Origin of the sequence: Aquibacillus salsiterrae (assembly GCF_028416595.1) — a bacterium.
GTDB lineage: Bacteria > Bacillota > Bacilli > Bacillales > Amphibacillaceae > Aquibacillus_A > Aquibacillus_A salsiterrae.
The window spans coordinates 25,092-47,117 of the sequence record NZ_JAMQKC010000013.1 but is presented as its reverse complement, the minus strand read 5'-3'; the positions used below and the strand labels follow the sequence as shown (position 1 = coordinate 47,117).

The 22,026-nt window shown below is 37.6% G+C and carries 17 protein-coding genes, 2 tRNA genes and 1 other annotated feature; of the genes, 4 read left to right on the top strand and 15 right to left on the bottom strand.

Features of this window, described 5'->3' with window-relative positions:
* The first annotated feature begins 7 nt into the window (after positions 1-7).
* The 3 genes from NC799_RS12685 (at position 8) to NC799_RS12675 (ending at position 3,022) form a co-directional block, all read left to right on the top strand.
* Positions 8-1,093 carry a GerAB/ArcD/ProY family transporter gene (locus tag NC799_RS12685; protein WP_272446818.1) on the top strand — a complete coding sequence of 362 codons (1,086 nt, stop codon included), beginning with the start codon at positions 8-10 and terminating at the stop codon, positions 1,091-1,093.
* The gene (locus NC799_RS12680; RefSeq protein ID WP_272446817.1) at positions 1,093-2,340 is read left to right on the top strand and encodes a Ger(x)C family spore germination protein; all 1,248 of its coding nucleotides are present in this window, start codon (positions 1,093-1,095) and stop codon (positions 2,338-2,340) included. Before NC799_RS12685 ends, NC799_RS12680 begins: the two co-directional genes overlap by 1 nt.
* Before the next feature lie 427 nt (positions 2,341-2,767).
* A complete protein-coding gene (locus tag NC799_RS12675; protein WP_272446816.1) occupies positions 2,768-3,022 on the top strand; it encodes a hypothetical protein in 255 nt (84 codons plus the stop codon).
* Positions 3,023-3,155: 133 nt separating this feature from the next.
* Here NC799_RS12675 and NC799_RS12670 read toward each other — a convergent pair.
* The 9 genes from NC799_RS12670 to guaB all read right to left on the bottom strand — a co-directional run bounded on the left by NC799_RS12670 (position 3,156) and on the right by guaB (position 12,240).
* Positions 3,156-3,228, bottom strand: a tRNA-Arg gene (locus tag NC799_RS12670).
* A gap of 151 nt (positions 3,229-3,379) precedes the next feature.
* Complete coding sequence (proC, locus tag NC799_RS12665; protein WP_272446815.1) at positions 3,380-4,207, bottom strand: pyrroline-5-carboxylate reductase; 828 nt, start codon at positions 4,205-4,207, stop codon at positions 3,380-3,382.
* A gap of 285 nt (positions 4,208-4,492) precedes the next feature.
* Positions 4,493-4,585: transfer RNA gene (locus NC799_RS12660), tRNA-Ser, on the bottom strand.
* Between the two features lie 158 nt (positions 4,586-4,743).
* A complete protein-coding gene (gene serS, locus NC799_RS12655; protein ID WP_272446814.1) occupies positions 4,744-6,018 on the bottom strand; it encodes a serine--tRNA ligase in 1,275 nt (424 codons plus the stop codon).
* A gap of 94 nt (positions 6,019-6,112) precedes the next feature.
* Positions 6,113-6,334, bottom strand: a binding site (T-box leader).
* 29 nt (positions 6,335-6,363) lie between these two features.
* Positions 6,364-6,957, bottom strand: coding sequence for a pyridoxal 5'-phosphate synthase glutaminase subunit PdxT (pdxT, locus tag NC799_RS12650; protein ID WP_272446813.1), 594 nt, complete (start codon positions 6,955-6,957; stop codon positions 6,364-6,366).
* 20 nt (positions 6,958-6,977) lie between these two features.
* Positions 6,978-7,862, bottom strand: a complete 885-nt coding sequence (pdxS, locus tag NC799_RS12645) for a pyridoxal 5'-phosphate synthase lyase subunit PdxS (protein ID WP_272446812.1) — start codon at positions 7,860-7,862, stop codon at positions 6,978-6,980.
* 596 nt (positions 7,863-8,458) lie between these two features.
* Entirely contained in the window at positions 8,459-9,796 is a 1,338-nt protein-coding gene (locus tag NC799_RS12640) for a serine hydrolase (protein WP_272446811.1), read from the bottom strand.
* 99 nt (positions 9,797-9,895) lie between these two features.
* A complete protein-coding gene (locus tag NC799_RS12635; protein ID WP_272446810.1) occupies positions 9,896-10,609 on the bottom strand; it encodes a uracil-DNA glycosylase in 714 nt (237 codons plus the stop codon).
* A gap of 161 nt (positions 10,610-10,770) precedes the next feature.
* The gene (gene guaB / locus NC799_RS12630) at positions 10,771-12,240 is read right to left on the bottom strand and encodes an IMP dehydrogenase (protein WP_272446809.1); all 1,470 of its coding nucleotides are present in this window, start codon (positions 12,238-12,240) and stop codon (positions 10,771-10,773) included.
* A gap of 412 nt (positions 12,241-12,652) precedes the next feature.
* Here guaB and NC799_RS12625 point away from each other — a divergent pair, with 412 nt between their 5' ends.
* Positions 12,653-13,615, top strand: a complete 963-nt coding sequence (locus NC799_RS12625; RefSeq protein WP_272446808.1) for a YaaC family protein — start codon at positions 12,653-12,655, stop codon at positions 13,613-13,615.
* A gap of 281 nt (positions 13,616-13,896) precedes the next feature.
* On the opposite strand, the gene NC799_RS12620 is transcribed toward NC799_RS12625, so the two are convergent.
* From NC799_RS12620 to yaaA, 6 genes are all read right to left on the bottom strand, one after another.
* On the bottom strand, positions 13,897-14,988 hold the full coding sequence (locus tag NC799_RS12620; RefSeq protein ID WP_272446807.1) for an HD-GYP domain-containing protein: 1,092 nt from the start codon (positions 14,986-14,988) through the stop codon (positions 13,897-13,899).
* Between the two features lie 67 nt (positions 14,989-15,055).
* Positions 15,056-17,611 (bottom strand): DNA gyrase subunit A, encoded by a 2,556-nt coding sequence (gene gyrA, locus NC799_RS12615; RefSeq protein WP_272446806.1) that lies wholly within the window; start codon positions 17,609-17,611, stop codon positions 15,056-15,058.
* Between the two features lie 305 nt (positions 17,612-17,916).
* A complete protein-coding gene (gene gyrB / locus NC799_RS12610; RefSeq protein WP_272446832.1) occupies positions 17,917-19,836 on the bottom strand; it encodes a DNA topoisomerase (ATP-hydrolyzing) subunit B in 1,920 nt (639 codons plus the stop codon).
* A 77-nt stretch (positions 19,837-19,913) separates the two neighbouring features.
* Complete coding sequence (gene remB / locus NC799_RS12605) at positions 19,914-20,198, bottom strand: extracellular matrix regulator RemB (RefSeq protein ID WP_272446805.1); 285 nt, start codon at positions 20,196-20,198, stop codon at positions 19,914-19,916.
* 12 nt (positions 20,199-20,210) lie between these two features.
* Positions 20,211-21,323, bottom strand: coding sequence for a DNA replication/repair protein RecF (gene recF / locus NC799_RS12600; protein ID WP_272446804.1), 1,113 nt, complete (start codon positions 21,321-21,323; stop codon positions 20,211-20,213).
* 390 nt (positions 21,324-21,713) lie between these two features.
* Positions 21,714-21,929 carry a S4 domain-containing protein YaaA gene (gene yaaA / locus NC799_RS12595; RefSeq protein ID WP_272446831.1) on the bottom strand — a complete coding sequence of 72 codons (216 nt, stop codon included), beginning with the start codon at positions 21,927-21,929 and terminating at the stop codon, positions 21,714-21,716.
* Positions 21,930-22,026 lie beyond the last annotated feature (97 nt).

The window sequence follows — 22,026 nt, the reverse complement described above, 5'->3', positions numbered from 1 at the left end:
ATTTTACATGAAACCAGATAAAACATTAAAAACGAGAGAAATGTTCGCGATTGTCGCACTATTTATTGGTGTTAAGCTTTCCGATACGACGGCAACACTCTATTCTCAAAAGGTTCAAAATGGCTTTTGGTTGTCTGTCGTTGTTTCTCTAATTATCGCACTTCCATCTTTTTTTATCCTTTTGCACTTGTTAAAACTATTTAAAGATAAAAATTTAGTCGAGCTGCTAGAGATATTGCTAGGAAAATTCATTGGTAAAGTAGTCGGTTTTACTATTTTCCTTACGTCGTTTGGCTTGTTAGTTCTTGACAGCCGAAACTATGTTGAAGAAGTTAAATTGCTCTATTTTCCAGAGTCACCGACAACCAGTCTTTATTTTATCTTTATCATTGTTTGTATTTTAACGGCAAAAAGGGGATTAGAGTCGATTGGTTCCACGTCATGGATTGTCTTACCTTTTATTAAAATATCGATGTTCTTACTAGCCTTTTTAATCCTTAAAGAGATCGTTTGGTTGCGGATTTTCCCAATATTCGGAAATGGACTTGATGTTGTATTGACTGAAGGAATAAATAAAGCATCCATTTTCTCTGAATTTATCTTATTAACGATTGCTTATACATCGTTTCGAGATACAAAGTTTTTTCGAAGGGGGAGTTACATAGGATCAAGCGTCGTTAGTCTTGAGCTTGTTTTTTTCTTTTTACTATATGCATTAGTTTTTGATTACAACTCAATTGAAAAAGTTGCTTATCCCTATCATGAAGTAACCCAGTACGTAAATCTTGGAAATTTTTTCACGAATGTCGAAACGTTCTTCATGGTTTTTTGGCTATCAGCGGCTTTTCTACGATTTATTATTTATTTATATTTGGTTGCCATGGTTTTTGGGGCTGTTTTTAATATAAAGGAACATGAATCGCTCCTATTACCATTAGGGCTACTTACTGTTAGCTCTGGTCTATTAGTCGAAAACACGGTTATTAATGAGCTCGTCTATCGTGAAAAATTACTTATGTATTCGACACCATTATATGTGTTACTACCCTACCTACTCTGGATAATTAAGCGATTGAGGAGGGATTTAAAATAATGAATCTCATTAAACTATTTATTTTAATGGTGCCCTTCTATCTTTTCCTTACTGGTTGTTATGATAAAACGGAATTAGAATATCAAGCCTATGTTGTTGCGCTTGGGGTGGATAAAGGGGAGGGTGACAATACGTTTAAATTTACTTACCAGATTGCAAATCCCGAGACTGGGACTGCAATTGGGGGAGGTAGCTCAAATGAACCAGCTTCAGAAATTATTACAGTTGAAGGTAATGATTTTCTCACTGCAACAACTACCGCAAACGCATCCGTATCTAAAAAAATGACACTTGATCATACAAAGGTTCTAGTCGTTTCTGAGGAAGTAGCTCGGTCCGATAATTTTCTTGGTTTAATGCAGACTGCATCTAGAACAACACAAATTAGACGACAAGTTCAAATTATTGTATCAAAAGAGAATGCAAGAGATTTTATTAAAGACAATAAACCACAATTAGAAACAAGGCCACACAAATATTACCAACTTATGCTAGAACGGTCTACCGAAACAGGGATTGTGCCAGAATCTGATATTCATCGCTTCTTTCAATTGACAGAAGGAGATGCAGATTTATTTTTAGCGATGTATACAACAGCTACAGTTGAGAAAACCAAGAACAATGGTACTGAGGATGAATACAAAGCCGGGGAAATTCCAAAAAAAGGCGGAAATCCAGCTGAGTTTATGGGATCGGCGGTGTTTAAGGAAGGGAAGATGATTGATGTATTAGATGGTCAAAATACAAGGCTTGCATTAATAATGGATAATACACTTGAAATAGATGATTTATTATCCACTTATCAAGACCCGGTAAAAGAAGATTATAAAATTGCTGGTGACTTCTCAAAGAAGAGCCCAACCAAAGTAAAAATTGACTATCGAAAAGACGTTAAAACTACAATTGATGTTACCGTGCCGTTTTCATTTGAAGTTTTAGCAATCCCAAGCCTTGTCCCTTATTCACAGGATGAAAAATTACGAGAAAAATTAAAAGCATCTATCGAAAAAAGCTTAGAAAAAAAAGCAAATAAATTAATAGAAAAAGCACAAAAAGAATATGGTAGTGATCCATTTTATTGGTCACTTTATATTAGAAATGAATTTGCATCGATACCCGATTACGAAAAGGCTGATTGGAATAAAAAAATATGGCCGAATGCAGAAGTTAACGTTGACTTTCAAATGAGTCGGTTAGAATTCGGTAAAATGGTCAATGATTCGCAGCTTAACGAGGTGAGGGATTAGAGATGTACTTTATCCTTAGTTTTTTATTAGGCATACTAATTGGAATCTATACGTTATACCAAGCCCGGATTAACTTCAGGGATGGCAATAAACTAGGTGGGGTAGCCATTACGGTGCTAGCTATCTTATCTTTTGCATCCCCCTTTGCCTTCCTATATATTCGTTAGTTAACAAAAGGAGAAATGTATCATGAATGAAGATGGATTTTTATACGGATTGCTTACTCTCGCTGGCTTAGTTGTAATCTTTACTATTGCCTTAATTAAGGGATTGTTTTTTACTGTGAACCCTTGAATAGGAAATAGGTTAAACTCCCTCCTAAATTAATTCATACAATTTAGAAAATTCAAGTATGCAACACAATAGCCTATACACATTCACCCGGTTTGCATAGTCTATTATTGTACGTATAAGGAGGTTGATACCTATGCCTAAGTATAGAAAAAAGCCAATTGTTGTGGAAGCAGTCAAGCTGACAAGGTCTATTACGATCGAAACAACCGATGGTACAACAAAAGGGCTCCCGGGTGATTATCTAATTACCGATAAAGATGGAGAACAATACCTTTGTGAAAGGGACCAATTTGAAGCAGACTATGAGCTTGTAAAAGGACAAATTGATTTTAAAGAGATTATAAAAAAATCGGTTAGAGTATTAAAAACAAAAATGTATAAAACATAGCTAAATTCAAACAGAGAAAATAAGCACTATGGGCACTTCCCATAATGCTTTTTTGTTGACCTTGTTACAATATGTTTTATGAGAATAAAAAATTGCAAGAACAAAAAAACTTGCCGTAGCAAGGTTTTTCTGATGGCCCCAGCAGGATTCGAACCTGCGACGCAAGGTTTAGGAAACCTACGCTCTATCCCCTGAGCTATGGAGCCATAACATTTATTTATTATACAAGACATTAATTAAAATTCCAAGAGACATGCTAATAAGAAAAGCGCAGAAACTAGATGTGACTGTTGCTGAATGTTATCCACGCTTGGATTCTTTCTTATCAAAAAAAGTTATTAAATTTTGATGTCTAATTTACTTTGAAATTTTAAAAGCTGCACCCATTTCTTCTGAGCGCTTAGCAGCATTTGTAATACAAGCCTCAATTGCCTCTTGGAATTTAAATTGATCTAACGTTTCAATTGCAGCCTGGGTTGTCCCACCTGGGCTTGTTATTTTTTTTCTTAATTCGCTAGGGTTTTCTCCTGTTTGTTTCAGCATTTGTGCTGCTCCTGAAATTGTTTGTAGGGCTAACTCTTTTGCAATTTTCTCATCTATTCCTGCATTAACTGCAGCTGTTTCCATCGCTTCCACCATATAATAAAAATAAGCCGGTCCACTGCCAGATAATCCTGTTATCGTATGTAAATCCTTTTCTTCAACCACAGTTGTTGTTCCAATTGCCGTTAGCAACTCTGCTGCTTTTGCAACATGGTCATCTGTTGCGAACTTACCAGCTGCAATTGCTGTCGCTGATTGACCTATCGTTGCTGAAGTGTTAGGCATCGTTCGAATCACAGGTACGCTGCTACTTAATTGTTCAGATAAAAAGTCAGTTGAAACACCTGCTAATACTGATATAACCAATTGGTCTTCTTTTATATAAGGTTTAACCGTAGCAATCGCCGCTTCTACATCCTTTGGTTTCATCGATAAAATAACTACATCTGCACCGCTTACCACTTCTTCTTTATTCGTTGAAGCAAAAACACCATACTGGTTTACAAGCACGTTTAAACGATCTTGATTTTGTCTATTCGTGACACTTATCTGTTTCGCAGGTAATACCTCTTTTGCCACAATTCCTGCGAGGATTGCTTCTGCCATTGATCCCGCACCAATAAAAGCAATTTTATTAACCATAACAAAACCCCTTTATGTATCTACTTTACTTATAGAATAGTTCTTCTCTCCATCATAACATCTTTTTAAAGAGATGTTACCCTCCAATGCTTCGCTTAGAGGCGGGAGTCTAAATACATTAAGAAAAAAAAGCGAAGGGCGCCTTGCCCACCCCTGAAAAGCACAAGGCGCGCCCGGAGTTAGACATCTCTTGCTTTTTTATCCTTTAAAGATAAAAAACCACTACAATCATTGTAGTGGTTTTACTTGTATCGTATAATCTCCAATTTTTAAGCGCATAAGAAATGGCGGAGGAAGAGGGATTCGAACCCCCGCGAGCCGTGAAGCCCCTGTCGGTTTTCAAGACCGATCCCTTCAGCCGGACTTGGGTATTCCTCCGTGACGACAAAAATAAATATATCATTTTGCGTAAGGCTTGTCAATATTTTTTTAAAAAAGATTGTTGGGACAGTCATAATTGAACCTTAGGCTTGGCCATTATCATTTTCATTAACATAGGGGGAAAATGTCAAAACTGCCCCAAAGTTACAATCCTTTTATTTTATTACTTGCACACCACCCATGTATGGGCGTAATGCTTCAGGTATCTGCACAGAACCATCCTCTTGTTGATAGTTTTCAATGATTGCCGCGACAGTTCTTCCAAGTGCTAAACCAGAGCCATTTAATGTGTGTACAAATTCAGGTTTCCCTTTTTCATCCCTTCTAAAACGTATTCCTGCACGTCTTGCTTGAAAATCTTCAAAATTAGAACAAGATGAAATTTCACGATATGTTCGATAACTTGGGATCCATACTTCTATATCATATTTTTTAGCTGCAGTAAAACCTAAATCTCCCGTACACATGCTCATAACGCGATAAGGTAATTCGAGTAATTGCAAGACCTTTTCCGCATGACCAGTCAGCTCTTCTAATACTTGATAAGACTCTTCCGGCTTCACAAATTGAACCAACTCAACCTTGTTAAATTGATGCTGACGAATGAGTCCTCGTGTATCTCTACCAGCAGATCCTGCCTCAGAACGGAAAGAAGCACTAAATGCTACATATTTTCTTGGTAAGTCATCCACAGTTAAAATTTCCTCACGATGATAATTTGTCACCGGTACTTCAGCAGTTGGAACTAAGAAGTAATCCCAATCTTGAATTTTAAATGCATCTTCTTCAAACTTCGGTAATTGACCTGTTCCAGTCATACTTGTTCGATTTACCATATACGGAGGTAGCATCTCTTGGTAACCATGCTCATCTGCATGAAGGTCCATCATAAAGTTAATTAATGCCCGCTCTAATCGTGCACCAAGCCCTTTGTAAAAGACAAAGCGGCTGCCTGTAACCTTAGCTGCACGTTCAAAGTCTAAAATGTCTAAATCCGTTGCAATGTCCCAATGTGCTTTAGGTTCAAAGCTAAAATTCCGTGCATCTCCCCACTTCCTAGCCTCAACATTATCATCTTCACTTTCCCCAACGGGAGTACTTTCGTGTGGAATATTCGGAATAGATAATAGCAATTGTTCTAACTGCTCCTCTACTTGCTTTAGCTCTGTATCGATTGTTTTTACCTTATCCCCAACTTGACGCATTTCCAAAATCAAATCATCTGCATCTTTTTTTTCTTTTTTCAAAACAGATATTTGCTTTGACACCTCGTTACGTTTTGCCTTTAATTCCTCTGTCTCTGCAATTAACTCTCTTCTGCGGACATCAAGGGCACCAAACTTATCAAGGTCAGATAAGTCCTCGCCACGATTGTTTAATTTTGCTTTTACCACATCAAAATTATCCCGTAAATATTTCATATCTAACATATGTAAATATCCTCCTTCTACATGATTTTTTCGTAACTTAACACCAATGCTGGAGCTGTTTTTTTGAAATAAAAAACTCCCATCCCTAAATAAATATAGGGACGAGAGTTAACCCGCGATACCACCCTGATTGAAGATTGCTCTTCCGGCTCATTTTTTGGATAACGGTTGTCATTATCAGAAACAACCGGGTTTGCCTACTTCTTTCAGCACACCACTCAAAGGATGGATTCACAGGCCCCTAACACCGATTTTCACCGACCATCGGCTCTCTTAAGATAGAAACACAGTTACTATTTCCTATCAACGTTTTCACTTATTTTATAGTATAGAATAGCTAATATTTTACGATGATGCAAGTTGTTTTATTGATTGTTCAACCATTTCGACAAAATAGTGTACCATTCGAAGGTCATCAGTTAACTCGGGATGAAAAGCACTACATAGGTAATGACCTTGTCTTGCAGCAACGATATTACCTTTATAGCTTGCTAATACTTCTACATCGTCGCCAACCTCAACAACATATGGAGCACGAATAAATACTGCATCAAAATCTGCACCAATACCTTTGATGTTTAGTGCAGCTTCAAAAGAATCCTTTTGTCGGCCAAATGCATTTCTTTCCACCTTCATATCCATTAGCTGCAAATGGGCATGATCTTGTCCAACGATTTCTTTCGCTAGTAAAATTAAACCTGCACATGTTCCAAAGATAGGTTTACCCGATTTACCAAAATTTATAAGTGCATCGAAAAAATCATACTTATCAATGAGACGACGCATCGTTGTACTTTCGCCACCTGGAAGAACTAAACCATCTATTTCATCTAATTGTTCTTTTCGTTTAATGATCAACGCTTCTGCACCGGATGCTTCAATGGACTGAACATGTTCCCTTACTGCACCTTGAAGTCCTAAAACGCCTACTTTTGTCATTGTTACATTCTCCTTTTTAATTACCATCCGCGGTCTTGCATACGTTGTTCAGGAGCAATTGTACTAATTTCAAGACCTTTCATTGCTGTACCAAGTCCTTTTGATACTTTTGCAATTAATTCATAATCTTCATAATGTGTTGTTGCTTCAACAATAGCACGAGCAAACTTTGCTGGGTTGTCTGATTTAAAAATACCTGACCCAACGAATACACCATCTGCACCAAGTTGCATCATTAATGCAGCATCAGCAGGTGTAGCTACTCCGCCAGCAGCAAAGTTAACAACCGGTAGACGTCCTCTTTCTTTTATATCTAATAGTACTTCATATGGAGCACCATGTTCTTTAGCAAATGTCATGATTTCATCTTTTGACATATGAATTAATTGACGAATTTGTGTTTGTACTTCACGCATATGACGAACCGCTTCAACAATGTTACCTGTTCCTGGCTCACCTTTGGTACGAAGCATTGATGCGCCTTCACCAATACGACGAGCAGCTTCGCCAATATTACGACATCCGCAAACAAATGGAACAGTATAATCGCTCTTTAACAGGTGGTAAACTTCATCAGCTGGAGTAAGTACTTCACTCTCGTCAATGTAGTCAACGCCCATTGCTTCTAATACTCTTGCTTCAACAATATGTCCGATACGAGCTTTTGCCATGACTGGAATACTAACAGCATTCATTACTTCTTCAACGATTGTTGGGTCTGCCATTCTTGCTACACCGCCAGCTGCACGAATGTCTGATGGAACTCGTTCAAGTGCCATAACCGCAACTGCACCAGCTTCTTCTGCAATTTTAGCTTGCTCTGCATTGATAACGTCCATGATGACGCCACCTTTTTGCATTTCTGCCATTCCACGTTTTACGCGATCTGTACCTAAATTTGACATATTTGATTATCCTCCCATTTTGCACAAATTGATTACGAATCTCTATTTAGAAATATCTGATATATTATACATTATTATTCAACATTGTATAACAATTTCAAACAAATTAGCAAGTAAACCAGACAACTATTCCAAAGTTGCTTAAAAATGACTGTTTTATTAACGACTGTGGTGATTAGCTTCTTCTTCATTGACACATTTTTCTTTTATCAATCCCTATTCTGTCGATGATTGGGTCCATCATCTACACTTTTGCCTAATCTAAACTTAATTCTGTCGATGATCCTGGGCATCATCAACACTTGTAAGAAAAGCGCAGGGCGTCTTGGGCACCCCCGACAAGCTTAAGCGGGGTAGGCGCCCAGAGCTAGACAGCTCCTGGATTTTTTTTATGCTTTTGTATGAAAAAAGGCATTGTAAGCAGAGTACAAATTAATAAATATACCCAAAAAAATTACAGCACACTCAACAATTAATAAATGCTATCCTTTTTTCATCATAGATGGTGGCTGCAGAAAGCCATGGTGGTTTCTTACCCTGTAAAAAAAGCGGCTTGGTATTCCTCAAACACCAAGCCGCTTTGTTGTCTATAAAATTTAGAACATGCCTTTAATCAAATTTGAAATACTAGAGAAAATGTTTCCAAAGAAGTCACCGATCGAGCTAATAGCTAGCACAAACCAGTTTGCCTTTTCAATGGCACCTGTTGTCACAACATCTACCGTTTGGGTAACTTGGTCTTTACCAATATAGCCATAATCTGTTTCCCCATTGTACACTAATTCCATCGTACCTACTTTTGTACCTTTTTCAATCGGTGCAACAAGTTCACCATCTTCGTTAAGTACACTTTCATCTAAGACATAGTTAACTGAATAATTTTCTTTCTCACCATTTCTAATCATTTCCGTAATCGCGTCTTTTGCAGCAATCTCAACGGTATCTTCTTTCCCTTTTGCTACTGGTAAGGCTGATTCACCTTCAATTTGATACCCAGCAGGAAATAGTTCTTCCTTAGAAAACTTAGAGAAACCATATTCCATTAATTTTTTCGTCTCTGCAAAGCGTGCACCTTTACTGTCTGTTCGCATTACAACTGTGATAACACGTCTTCCATCACGTTCTGCAGTTCCTGTAAAACAGTATCCTGCTTCCTCTGTCCAACCGGTTTTTAACCCATCCACACCTTCAAATCCAAATTGAGCAAAGTTATTATTATCCCACGGAAGCATCCAGTTTAAGTTCTCTAATGGTCTACCGTCTAATTCAGACATCATTGTACTCGAGATATCTAGTGCTTCAGGATAATCATTGACTAAGTTATAAGCTAATATAGCAGATGACTTAGCTGACATTAAGTTATCAGCGCTTGGATCCGTTCCTTCAGGATAGTTATCACCTAAGTCTTCATTGGAAAGTCCTGTTGCATTAACGAATTGATAATCAGGTAAGCCGATCTCTTCGGCCTTAGCATTCATCATTTTGACAAATTCACCTTCAGAACCTGCAACAAGCTCAGCTAAGGCAATTGTTGTTGCGTTATCAGAAATAATTGCCATTGCCTCATACAATTGACGAACTGTGTAATCTTTGTCTTGAATCAAGCCTATTCCTGAAAAAGAAGGATTACTGGAGATACTATACGGATAATCACTTATTTGTGTTGTCGTATCCCAACTAATTTCACCATTATTGATGGCTTCCAATACCAAATACTCTGTCATCATTTTTGTCATACTTGCTGGTGGTAACTTTAAATCTGCATTTTTCTCAAATAAAATTTTACCTGTTTGTGCATCAACTAATATAGCAGATTCTGCTTCCACATCTACTGTTTCAGCCGCACTTGCAACAGCAGGCGCCACAACGATACTTGAGAACAAGGTAACTAACACAAGTATATTTAGAAAAGATGCTCGTAATTTATGTTTCAACTTAGCTCTACCCCCACAATTTAAGTATACACCTCAGCTATTTTATCACACCAATTCATAAAGGGAAACTTCATTTCATTTTGGTTTTGCAAGTGTCCACTACCCCAACCAGTTTATGAGATGGCTCGTCTCTTTAAAACCATTTGATTTTAAAAAATCATCCTCATACGTTTTACTACACATCATTGGATGTCTACTAGTATAGATTTTCCCATGATTAATAAATACATCAGATGCCTTGGCTTCTTTTCCCCATAGAAACCAAATCATATCTGGTCTTCTATCCGAAATGTAACGAATCACTCGTTTGGAGAAAAATTGCCAGATTGCCTGGTGACTATTTGCCTTCCCAATCGCGCATGTAAAAGATTTATTCAAAAAGAGGACTCCTTGCTCATCTAGAGAATTAAACCACTCTTTAGGCGGCTTAATTGGAAAGACGTTTTCTGCTATTTCGTGCTTAATGTCTGTAAAACTTTTAATTTCATCATAAGATTCGATATGGTTATACGTTTTATGGATTAACCGAACAATATTTTTTATAGAAATTTGGCGAAATGGTTGATTCCAACTCGTGAGATTACCAACTTCAAATGCTCTGCCTGTTGCAACTCCTTCTGCAGGATAAACATCTTGACCAAGCCAGATTACCCGTTTTTCATCGAGATTAGTCGTCAAAAATCTTAAAATGTTTTCTGGTTTCGTAGGATTAAAATTAGTCCCAATCTTGGTCTCTATCTCTAGTAGTTCCGACTTTATCTCCTCAGTTAAAAATGAAGTCCAGGACGGATGGACCTTGTCTGGTATTAGCATCTAGTTCGCTCCTATCCTCATTGCCAATCCTCAAATGCTTATCTTGTCACAAAGCGCTTTCGCTAGACGTGGCTGTCGCTTGATGTTCCACGTTTGGATTTTTTCTTTCTTATCTTGTTAGAAAAAGACTGAATTCCAAAGAATCCAGTCTCTTATCATGCTTATAAAGAATAATTCGGTGATTCTTTGGTAATTTGAACATCGTGCGGATGACTCTCACGAAGTCCTGCACCAGTCATCCGGATAAACTGTGCGTCATTTCTAAGTGCATTTAAATCAGCTGCACCACAATATCCCATACCTGAGCGGAGGCCACCAAGTAACTGATGAACCGTATCGGCCAAAGGTCCTTTATAGGCAACCCGACCTTCAATACCTTCAGGAACTAACTTTTTAGCTTCATCTGTTTCTTGGAAATAACGATCTTTTGAACCAGACTTCATCGCTGAAACAGAACCCATACCACGATAAACTTTATATCGTCTTCCTTGGAAAATTTCCGTTTCCCCTGGACTTTCTGTTACCCCTGCAAAAAGACTTCCTAACATTACCGCATGGGCACCAGCAGCAAGAGCTTTAACAATATCGCCGGAATATTTAATTCCACCGTCTGCAATAACTGGAACACCATATTTTGCTGCTTCTGTTGCACAATCATATACAGCAGTGATTTGTGGGACACCAACACCCGCAACAACACGCGTCGTACAAATCGACCCTGGCCCAATTCCAACTTTTACAATAGTGGCACCTGCATCAATTAATGCCTTCGTTGCTTCAGCAGTTGCCACGTTTCCAGCAATAATATCAAGGTCTGGATAGGTATCTCTAATAACTCGTACTTGTTCTAGAACGCCCTTAGAATGTCCATGTGCTGTATCTACAACAATGACATCAACACCCGCTTCTACTAATTTAGCAACTCTCATTGTCACATCTGCTGAAGGGGTTACTGCAGCTCCAACTAACAGGCGACCTTGTTTATCTTTTGCTGAGTGTGGAAACTCGATTACTTTTTCAAGATCTTTAATTGTTATTAGGCCTTTTAATACACCATTGTCATCCACTAAAGGCAGTTTCTCAATTTTATGTTTTTGTAAAATATTACCTGCTTCTTTTAAGGTCGTTCCAACAGGAGCAGTAACTAAGTTTTCACTAGTCATTACTTCAGAAATCCGAATCGAATAGTCTTCAACGAAGCGCAAATCACGATTTGTCAGGATACCAACCAACACTTGGTCTTCCTTGTTGTTAACGATAGGTACACCAGAAATTCTAAATTTGCCCATTAAATGTTCCGCATCGAATACTTGATTATCCGGTAATAAGAAGAAAGGATTCGTAATGACGCCGCTCTCTGACCGTTTGACCCGGTCAACATGCTCAGCTTGCTCTTCAATTGACATATTTTTATGAATAATTCCGATTCCGCCTTGGCGAGCCATTGAGATTGCCATTTCTGCTTCGGTAACAGTATCCATTCCCGCGCTAATAAGAGGAATATTTAGCTTTATTTTCGGTGATAACTCCGTATTAATTTGAACATCCCTTGGCAGCACATCCGATTTTGCTGGAACAAGAAGCACATCATCAAACGTAAGACCTTCCTTAGTAAACTTATCCTCTCTCATCAATGGAGCCTCCTTCAATAAAAATTTAATAAATTGGACAGACTAATTAAGAAAAGCGTAAGCGCCTTGCTTACCCCTGACAAGCGTAAGACAAGCCTCGTAATGGCGGTCTTTGCCATGCAGAGGATTGTCTTACGACTCGGATGGGGTGGGCGCTGAAGCTAGACAATTAAGAAAAGCGCAGGGCGCCTTGCTTACCCCTGACAGCATTTGGATTTTTTACTTTCTATCTTAAAAAACCTGTAAGAATACGTCGAAATTGTTATTGTTATTTACAATACGATAACATTTACTGTTTTTCAACCCTTTTATCAAGCAAAAATTAAGCTAAGCGTTTTCATTTTAAATGTGATGGCAAAGCAGGTAATTAATGGTAATAAATTTATCTCGGAAATAAGGAAAGGGATTTATTATGATTAAAAAAAAAATTTTTGACTTTCTACAATACTTATCTTCTGTACATACATCACAAAAGTTTTTAGAATCCTGTTATCAAAAACAAGAAATGGATGATGTTAACTTGAATAGTTATGAGAATAGCTATCGGTTTTTATATTATTTACAACACGGACTACAATTTTATCAAGCTGGACAAGCATCGATGATGACAGTGAAACCAATTATGTATTTTTATGGGATGGTTCATTTATTAAAGGCATGTCTATTAACATGCAGACCACAATATCCAGAAAATACAAGTATGCTAGCACACGGGGTATCAACGAGGAAACGTAAGAAACAGCAGTATTCCTTTCTACAAGACGAAGTAAAGGTTCAACATAAAGGATTGTTCCCCTATATTTGTAAACATCTATATCATTTTGAACAACTTTCCTTTGAAAAAACGAATATGGATCAATTGCTTGCCACCATCCCAGAATTAAATTCTTTATATCAATTTCATCGTGGAAAAGACGTTTTGGTGCCTGTCAGTCACTACCAAGCTGAACAAATTGTTTTACCTTATCAGTTATTAGACGACTATCACTTAACAGAAAATAACTTTATTGCAAAGCTCTCTAATTGTTTACCAACCATTAAGCAAACGGTTCAAAAAAATGGTCATCTTGAACTCTTTTTAGACGAACCTTTATCGCCTTCATCAAAAGGACCTTTTTATTTTCATTTAAAGGAACAAACCTTTTATTTTCCAGCTAAAAGACACTTATTTTCAACAAGCAACGAAGTGATGAATCATTATTTATTGCTCTATAATTTGAGTATGATTTGCCGTTATGAAACAGAATGGTGGGGCGATTTACTTCACACGTTACCGACAGAAGATTATCCGTTTATCAAGCAATTTTTAGATGTAACAGCAACGAAAATCCCTTTTTTACTAGGGCTCTTTCTATATCAACAAAAAAACGACTAAATAAAGTTGGTAAAAGTATTAGTACTTAACACCTTTTGAAACTTGGCTCTGTTATGTGCTGTTTCTGTCGATGGTCGGGCCTTGCATCGACACTGTACCTTGGTTAGACTAAGGCAGGCCTAAGACATGACTGGACCGTGGTGGTCTTTGCCACAGAAGGATTGACTTATGACCTCAGGCGGGCTAGGTGCCCGGAGCTAGACAGCTCTTGGATTTTATTATACTTTCTTTCCTTGCAAAAAAAATGACAAGGCTACAACTCTTGTAGCCTTGTCACTTACCTACTTTACTATTTCATCTATGTATAGATTGCGGTGGTCTTTTAGCGAAACAATAGTATTGTCTTCTGTTAGTCGTACCATTGGTCTTGTTGGATAATGTTGGTAAACAAATACAATTTCAGCTGTTTGGCCATTTGACAGCTTCACTTTTGTTCCTGTCGAAAAATTAGTCAACTGTTGAACAAATGTCATAAACACTTCATGATCAATTTTTTGATAATGGTCTTGAAGCATCTCCTCTATTACTTTAAATGGAGACTGTTTCACTTGATGTAATCTTTCCGATGTCATTGCGTGATAAGTGTCACTAATGGCAACGATGTAAGCATATGGGTGAATTTTATTTCTTTTCACACCTAATGGATAACCAGTCCCATCCATTCGTTCGTGATGCTGCAAAATGGCTAATTTTGCTCCTATTGTTAACGATGGTATTTTCTCAACTAATCGGTACGAATAAGTGGGATGTAATTTAATCTCCTTATATTCTGTCTCAGATAACTTGCCCTCTTTTTTAAAGAGTCCACGCGTCAGCTTTGCCATACCACTATCTGCAAGTAGTCCTGCTAATCCTATTTGAATCCATTCCTTTTCAATTCCCCGTTTTTTTGCTAAAAAGGCAGCTATTACTCCCATCCCAATTGCATGATGAAAAAAATAGTCTTGTTTGGATGAAAAAGTATGTAATAAATAAATAGTTAATCCAAGGTCGTCAATTTGTTCAAATAATGGAATAGCAAAGTGTCGAATCTCATTCATATCAATAGGAGAGCCACTTTGAATACCCTCATATACCTGTTTATACCCATTTACAGCGTTCCAATAATAATCCTCAAATGTGATTGGATGGTAATTCCAATCATTTAAATTTGAATCCTTTGGCTTGATATTGCTTAGTTCATGTGGAATAAAGGGAGACCCATTCTCTAGTTGATTAGCAACTTCTACTTGCTCGATAAGAAATTTGTTTAGAATTTCAATATGGATATCACGGACAATCGTGTTTTTAGATACAATCGGGTAATTCGTTTTTCCGATAACATCACGAACAATGAAACAACCAGGAATTAATTGCTTTGGATGGACAAACATCCTTTTCACACCCTTTGATTGGCATATGAATAGAGCCCCGATATGTATACGGGACTCTTTTCTTTAACTATTCTTCGCTATTGTCTGAATCTGGTTCTGTATCCAAATCAGGTTCTAAATCAGTATTTTCTTCTATTACTTCTGTTACTTCTGTTGTTTCGTCTAGTTCACCTTCAACTATTTCATCATCATCTTCTGTATCTATTCGTGCAACTGTTGCAACCTTTTCTTCTTCCTGCAATTTAATCAGTCGAACACCTTGTGTATTCCGACCAGTGACAGAAATCCCTTTGACAGGCATCCGAATTAACACACCAGATACGGTGATAATCATAATATCTTCTTCCCCAGTTACAGCCTTTACTGTAACAATTTTGCCTGTCTTATCTGTTACATTACTCGTTACAATTCCTTTACCACCACGATTAGTGATTCGATACTCTTCGGCATTTGTTCGTTTTCCATAACCATTTTCCGTTACGTTTAATACTTGTAAGCCGTCTTCAATAATTTCCATTGAAACAACACGGTCATCGTCACGTAAGGAGATTCCTTTTACCCCTGCAGCTGTTCGACCCATCGAACGGATTTGATCTTCTGGGAAGCGAATTAAATAGCCATTTTGTGTTCCAATCATAATGTGTTTAAATCCATCTGTTAAACGAACAGAGATAAGCTCATCCTCATCACGAAGGTTTAACGCAATTAACCCACCTTTTCGAATATTGGCAAATTGCGATAAAGTTGTTCGCTTTGATATCCCTTGTCTTGTAGTAAAGAATAAATACCAGTCATCAACGAATTCACTAACGGTAATGACGGCATTGATCCATTCTTCTTTTTCAATTTCTAATAAATTAATAATAGGAATTCCTTTTGCCGTCCGACTAAATTCTGGTACCTCATAGCCTTTAGCCTTGTAGACCTTCCCTTTATTAGTGAAGAAAAGAACGGTATCATGGGTAGAACAAGATACTAAATGTTCGACAAAGTCATCCTCATTCGTTCCCATCCCTTGTACACCACGACCACCTCTTCGCTGGACACGGTAAGTTGAAGATGGTAGACGTTTCACATAACCTTGGTGGGTTAACGTAATTACAATGTTTTCTTCAGGAATTAAATCTTCATCCTCGAAAAAGTCTGTACCACCAAGCGCAATTTCTGTTCTTCTTTCATCATTAAAGCGTTCTTTTATTTCTGTTAATTCATCACGAATAATTTCTAATACTTTTTCTTCATCAGCTAAAATTGCTTTTAACTCAGCAATTAGTTTAACTAATTCTTTGTACTCTTCTTCAATTTTTTCTCTTTCTAAACCAGTTAAACGTTGCAAACGCATGTCCAAGATTGCTTGTGCTTGCTTTTCAGAAAGCTCAAATTTACTCATTAAACCTTCTCTTGCGATATCTGCTGTTGCAGAAGAACGAATTAAAGCAATGATCTCATCAATGTGATCAAGTGCAATACGAAGTCCTTCTAAAATATGGGCACGTGCTTCTGCTTTTCTTAACTCATAGGCAGTCCGGCGCTTAATTACAACCTTTTGATGCTCTAAGTATTCTTCTAAACATTGTTTGAGATTAAGAACTTTAGGTTGTCCATCAACAAGTGCTAATATATTAACCCCAAAGGTTGTTTGCATTGCTGTCTGCTTATACAAATTGTTTAATAAAACATTTGGATTTGCATCGCGACGTAATTCAATCACTACCCGCATTCCGTTACGGTCAGATTCATCACGTAGATCGGTAATACCTTCTATTTTCTTATCCCTAGCAAGCTCTGCGATTTTTTCAATCAACTTTGCCTTATTCACTTGATAAGGTAATTCGGTAACTAGGATAGTAGATTTTCCATTAGCATGCTCTTCGATATGTGCCCTTGCTCGAATTGTAATGGACCCTTTACCAGTTTCGTAAGCTTTACGAATTCCGCTTCTACCTAATATTTGTGCAGCAGTAGGGAAGTCTGGTCCAAAAATATATTCATCCATTAGTTCATCAATTGTAATATCAGGGTTTTTACTTAGTGCTAAGACACCGTCAATTACCTCTCCAAGCTGATGTGGAGGAATATTTGTGGCCATACCAACAGCAATACCAGAAGCACCATTAACAAGTAAATTTGGAAAACGAGAAGGTAATACCTTTGGTTCTCTTTCTGAACCGTCATAGTTATCCATGTAGTCGATCGTATCTTTATTGATGTCTCGTAATAATTCCATCGAAATCTTTGACATACGTGCTTCTGTATAACGCATTGCAGCAGCTGGGTCACCGTCCACAGAACCGAAGTTACCATGGCCATCAACTAGCATGTACCTATAACTGAAATCTTGAGCCATCCGTACCATTGCTTCATACACAGCAGAGTCACCATGCGGGTGATACTTACCAATTACATCCCCAACAATACGTGCAGACTTTTTGTATGCTTTATCTGAGTGCATTCCTAAGTCATTCATCGCATAAAGGATTCTTCGGTGTACAGGCTTCAATCCGTCTCTAACATCAGGTAATGCACGAGAGACGATAACACTCATGGCATAATCCAAAAACGATGTTCTCATTTCTTGCCCAATATTTACTTCTTGAACTTGTGGACGTTGATTATCCACCATATAAATTACCTCCTATCAAATAAGGAAGAGAGATTTAGCTAAGCTCACCAAGTCATTCATCAATGATTGACGAACCGCATCTCACCATGTTTCTAAACAATCTTAATACTATGTAAGAAAAGCGTAGGCGCCTTGGTCAGACCCGACAGGCATAAGACAAGACCTGACGTGGCGGTCTTTGCCACAGAAGGGATTGACTTATGACCTCAGGCGGGCTAGGCGCCGGAGCTAGAAAATAGGAAAAGCGTAGGCGCCGGAGCTAGAAAATAAGAAAAGCGTAAGCGCCTTGCTCACCTAAAGATTTATTAAATATCCAAATTTTTCACATAAATGGCATTGTCTTGGATGAAGTTACGTCTTGGTTCTACTTTATCACCCATTAACATATCAAACACTTGGTCAGCATCCATTGCATCTTCTAAACTTACTTGAAGTAATGTTCTAGATTCTGGGTCCATAGTTGTTTCCCACAGCTGTGTGGCGTTCATTTCCCCTAACCCCTTATACCGTTGAATCCCTGGTTTAGGTTGCTTTGGTAGTTCACTCATCAGACGTTCCATCTCTTTATCATTATAGGCATAATGGACAGCCTTTCCTTGTTGTACCTTGAATAGTGGTGGCTGCGCAATATAAATATAGCCGTAATCAATTAATGGGCGCATATAACGATAGAAAAATGTTAATAATAACGTTCGAATATGTGCACCATCCACATCTGCGTCTGTCATAATGACTACCTTATGATATCTTGTTTTTGCAATATCAAAATCCTCGCCAATGCCAGTACCTAGTGCGGTTATAATTGTCCTTATTTCATTATTGGAGAGTATTTTATCTAAACGTGCCTTTTCTACGTTAATAATTTTACCACGTAACGGCAGAATTGCTTGGAAGTGTCGGTCCCGTCCCTGCTTTGCCGAACCACCTGCAGAATCACCCTCAACAATATACAATTCACTTATCGCTGCATCACGAGAGGAACAATCAGCCAATTTACCTGGTAAACTTGATACCTCTAGCGCACCTTTACGTCTAGTTAATTCTCTAGCCTTTTTAGCAGCAATTCTCGCTCTTGATGCCATTAAGCCCTTTTCAACAATCACTTTTGCTGTATCAGGATTCTCAAATAAAAATTTAGAAAATAATTCACTAAACGATGCATCTGTAATTGTTCTTGCCTCACTATTGCCTAGCTTTGTTTTCGTTTGACCTTCAAATTGAGGATTTGGGTGTTTAATGGAAATAATTGCTGTTAGACCTTCCCTAACATCATCACCAGTTAAGTTAGGATCAGCTTCTTTAAACATATTGTTTTTTCTTGCATAATCGTTAATAACCCGTGTTAATCCGGTCTTGAAACCTGATTCATGTGTTCCACCCTCATAGGTGTGAATATTATTTGCAAAAGAGTAAATATTACTTGCAAAACCATCGTTGTATTGTAACGCCACCTCTACATTAATGTCATCTTCTTCTTTTTCCGCGTAGAATGGCTCATGCAGTGCTTCTCTTGTACGATTTAAATGTTCCACATAAGAGCGAATACCACCTTCGTAATAAAACGTTTCAGGTTCATTTCCTGAACGTTTATCCTCAATGGTTATCGTCAATCCTTTATTTAAAAATGCAAGTTCTCTTAACCGATGGGCAAGTGTGCTGAAATTATACTCAGTTGTTTCATCGAATATCTCTGGATCTGGTTTAAAATGCGTTTTCGTTCCTGTCACATCTGTTTCACCAACAACTGTTAAGTCAGCCTGTGGTACACCACGTTGAAAGCCTAGATAGTGAACTTTACCATCACGATGAACATACACATTCAATTCGCTAGATAATGCATTCACTACTGAGGCACCGACACCGTGTAAACCACCAGAAACCTTATAACCCCCGCCGCCAAACTTACCACCAGCGTGCAAGACGGTCATAATAACTTCAACTGCAGGTCTCCCTGTTTTTTCATGCGTTCCAACAGGTATACCTCTTCCATTATCGATAACCGTAATACTATTATCCTTTTCAATGGTCACTTGGATGTGGTCACAATATCCAGCTAACGCCTCGTCAATACTATTATCAACAATTTCCCAAACCAAGTGGTGCAAGCCTTTTTCATTCGTTGAACCAATATACATTCCAGGTCGTTTACGAACTGCTTCTAACCCTTCTAGCACTTGTATTTGATTCTCATCATAGACTTGTTCATTTAAAATTTTTTCTTCCATTGCCACTTTCATTCACCTACATTTCTTTTAATGAGGATTGTTTGTCACGTTAATCGCCCAATAAGTTTACCTAGAGTTTATTCCTCAAAAGCTTCCGAATAGTCTTCTAGTTTACTTATGGTTGAAATCATGCTTGCCCGTTTTTTAAGTGTTAACACGGATAGGGGAGACAAGTAGATCAAATCCTTCGTAATAACAACTGATTTTGTTCCTTCCTGGACAGGATTAACAAGCATGTTATTTGCTTTTTGATTGGTTAACATCTCTTCATTAATCGTGGAAGAAGATACTAGATTATAGTCGATAATCGATATGACATCTTCTGAACGAATGACATTGTCATCCCCAATATGAATAAACACTTTACTCCCCCTTTAGCAACCTATTTCACCATGACTGACACGGAAAAGCTCTGCCTGTTTGATTGTCTCATGATTAATACCCTCAACGCTTGTAGTCGATACAAAGGTTTGGACTTTGCCTTGAATAGTATTTAACAGATGAGATTGCCTGAAATCATCCAGCTCACTTAACACATCGTCCAATAACAAAACAGGATATTCACCAACTTCATTATTTATTAATTCAATTTCCGCAAGTTTAAGTGACAATGCTGTCGTTCGCTGTTGTCCTTGTGATCCGTATGTTTGGACATCTTTTCCGTTTACAAAAAAAGTTAGATCATCCCGATGAGGACCGAGTAGGGTACTACCTCGCTCTATCTCTTTGTCTTCCATTTGTTCAAACTGCTCATAATATATATTTAATAGTTTTTCCCTATTTTGTCCTTCTGATACATCTGTTGAGGGATGATATATGATTTCCAATTGTTCCATCCCCCGACTAATCCCTTGATGGATGGGACCAGCCCATTTTCTAAGCAACTGAAGAAAACCAAATCTTCGCTCTACTAAAATTACAGCGTGCTCAATTAATTGTTCCGTTAGCACTTTAAGCATCACTCGGTCCTTACTATGATTTCTTTGTAGTTGTTTTAATAGGTGATTCCGCTGCTTGAGTATTTTTTGATACTGACCTAAGTGATAAATGTAGACTGGTTGAATTTGTCCTATTTCCATGTCAATAAAACGTCTTCGTATTTGTGGGCTACCTTTTACAAGGTTTAGGTCCTCAGGTGCAAACATGACAACATTTAATGCACCTACATAATCACTAAGACGTCTCTGTTCTAAATGATTTAATTTTGCTTTTTTCCCTTTTGAGGTCAACTGAATTTCCAGCGGGAACTTTTGTTTCCTCTTTTGGATACTACCTTCTATTTTAGCATATTCTTTGTCCCATTGAATTAATTCTTTATCTCGAGCTGTTCGGTGTGATTTAGTAAATGCTAGAACATAAATAGATTCCATTATATTTGTTTTACCTTGTGCATTTTCACCAATAATCACGTTGATTTTATCATCAAAACCAATTTGTAAAGAATCATAGTTTCGATAATTAGTAAGGGTTAAATTTTGTATATGCATATTATTCCCTCTCAAACTTTAAGAAAAGCGCAAGTCGCACCTTGCTAGACCCTGAGGGGCTAGACGCCCGGAGCTAGACAGCTCTTGGATCTTTTTATACTTTCTCATCTGGAAAAAAAATCAAACATGACCTCAAGCTTTGCTAACTATTTTAATTCCCAATTCCGGTTTATTATCGATAAATTAAGAGAAAACTGTCTGTTCTTTTATTTTATTAAATAGTTATAACGTAAGAGAAACTGATATAGATGCAAAATATTATTTTACCATAGATTGCATCATTACATCAGTTAAATAGTTTTTTTCTTAGTAAGGTTAAGAAAGTATAAAAAAAGCCAAGCATGGATAACATTAACCACATCCAGCTTCAGCGCCCTACGCTTTTGTTCACTAGCGGTTAACGGTAAATGTACCGACTCCTACTACTTCGACTTTATCACCTGGGTAAAGCTTCTTACCCCGTCGATTTTCAGGTTCACCGTTCACATAAACAATATTTTCAGCTAAAAACAGTTTAACCATTCCACCGGTTTCAAGAATGTTCGCTAATTTTAGAAATTGTCCTAATGGAATATATTCTGTTTTGATTTTAATTTCTTCATCCATTTTTTTCACCGACTTTCACGTAAGCCTACTCATCTATTCTACTAAACGAAAGAAAAATTAGCAAAGAAAGTTAAAAAAAGTGCAGAAGCTAGACAGT

Excerpts from the sequence above, each read along its gene's own strand:
- NC799_RS12685 (WP_272446818.1), top strand. The coding sequence starts at position 8 with ATGAAACCAGATAAAACATTAAAAACGAGAGAAATGTTCGCGATTGTC.
- NC799_RS12680 (WP_272446817.1), top strand. The coding sequence starts at position 1,093 with ATGAATCTCATTAAACTATTTATTTTAATGGTGCCCTTCTATCTTTTC.
- NC799_RS12675 (WP_272446816.1), top strand. The coding sequence starts at position 2,768 with ATGCCTAAGTATAGAAAAAAGCCAATTGTTGTGGAAGCAGTCAAGCTG.
- proC (WP_272446815.1), bottom strand. The coding sequence starts at position 4,207 with ATGGTTAATAAAATTGCTTTTATTGGTGCGGGATCAATGGCAGAAGCA.
- serS (WP_272446814.1), bottom strand. The coding sequence starts at position 6,018 with ATGTTAGATATGAAATATTTACGGGATAATTTTGATGTGGTAAAAGCA.
- pdxT (WP_272446813.1), bottom strand. The coding sequence starts at position 6,957 with ATGACAAAAGTAGGCGTTTTAGGACTTCAAGGTGCAGTAAGGGAACAT.
- pdxS (WP_272446812.1), bottom strand. The coding sequence starts at position 7,862 with ATGTCAAATTTAGGTACAGATCGCGTAAAACGTGGAATGGCAGAAATG.
- NC799_RS12635 (WP_272446810.1), bottom strand. The coding sequence starts at position 10,609 with ATGCTAATACCAGACAAGGTCCATCCGTCCTGGACTTCATTTTTAACT.
- guaB (WP_272446809.1), bottom strand. The coding sequence starts at position 12,240 with ATGAGAGAGGATAAGTTTACTAAGGAAGGTCTTACGTTTGATGATGTG.
- NC799_RS12625 (WP_272446808.1), top strand. The coding sequence starts at position 12,653 with ATGATTAAAAAAAAAATTTTTGACTTTCTACAATACTTATCTTCTGTA.
- NC799_RS12620 (WP_272446807.1), bottom strand. The coding sequence starts at position 14,988 with ATGTTTGTCCATCCAAAGCAATTAATTCCTGGTTGTTTCATTGTTCGT.
- gyrA (WP_272446806.1), bottom strand. The coding sequence starts at position 17,611 with ATGGTGGATAATCAACGTCCACAAGTTCAAGAAGTAAATATTGGGCAA.
- gyrB (WP_272446832.1), bottom strand. The coding sequence starts at position 19,836 with ATGGAAGAAAAAATTTTAAATGAACAAGTCTATGATGAGAATCAAATA.
- recF (WP_272446804.1), bottom strand. The coding sequence starts at position 21,323 with ATGCATATACAAAATTTAACCCTTACTAATTATCGAAACTATGATTCT.
- yaaA (WP_272446831.1), bottom strand. The coding sequence starts at position 21,929 with ATGGATGAAGAAATTAAAATCAAAACAGAATATATTCCATTAGGACAA.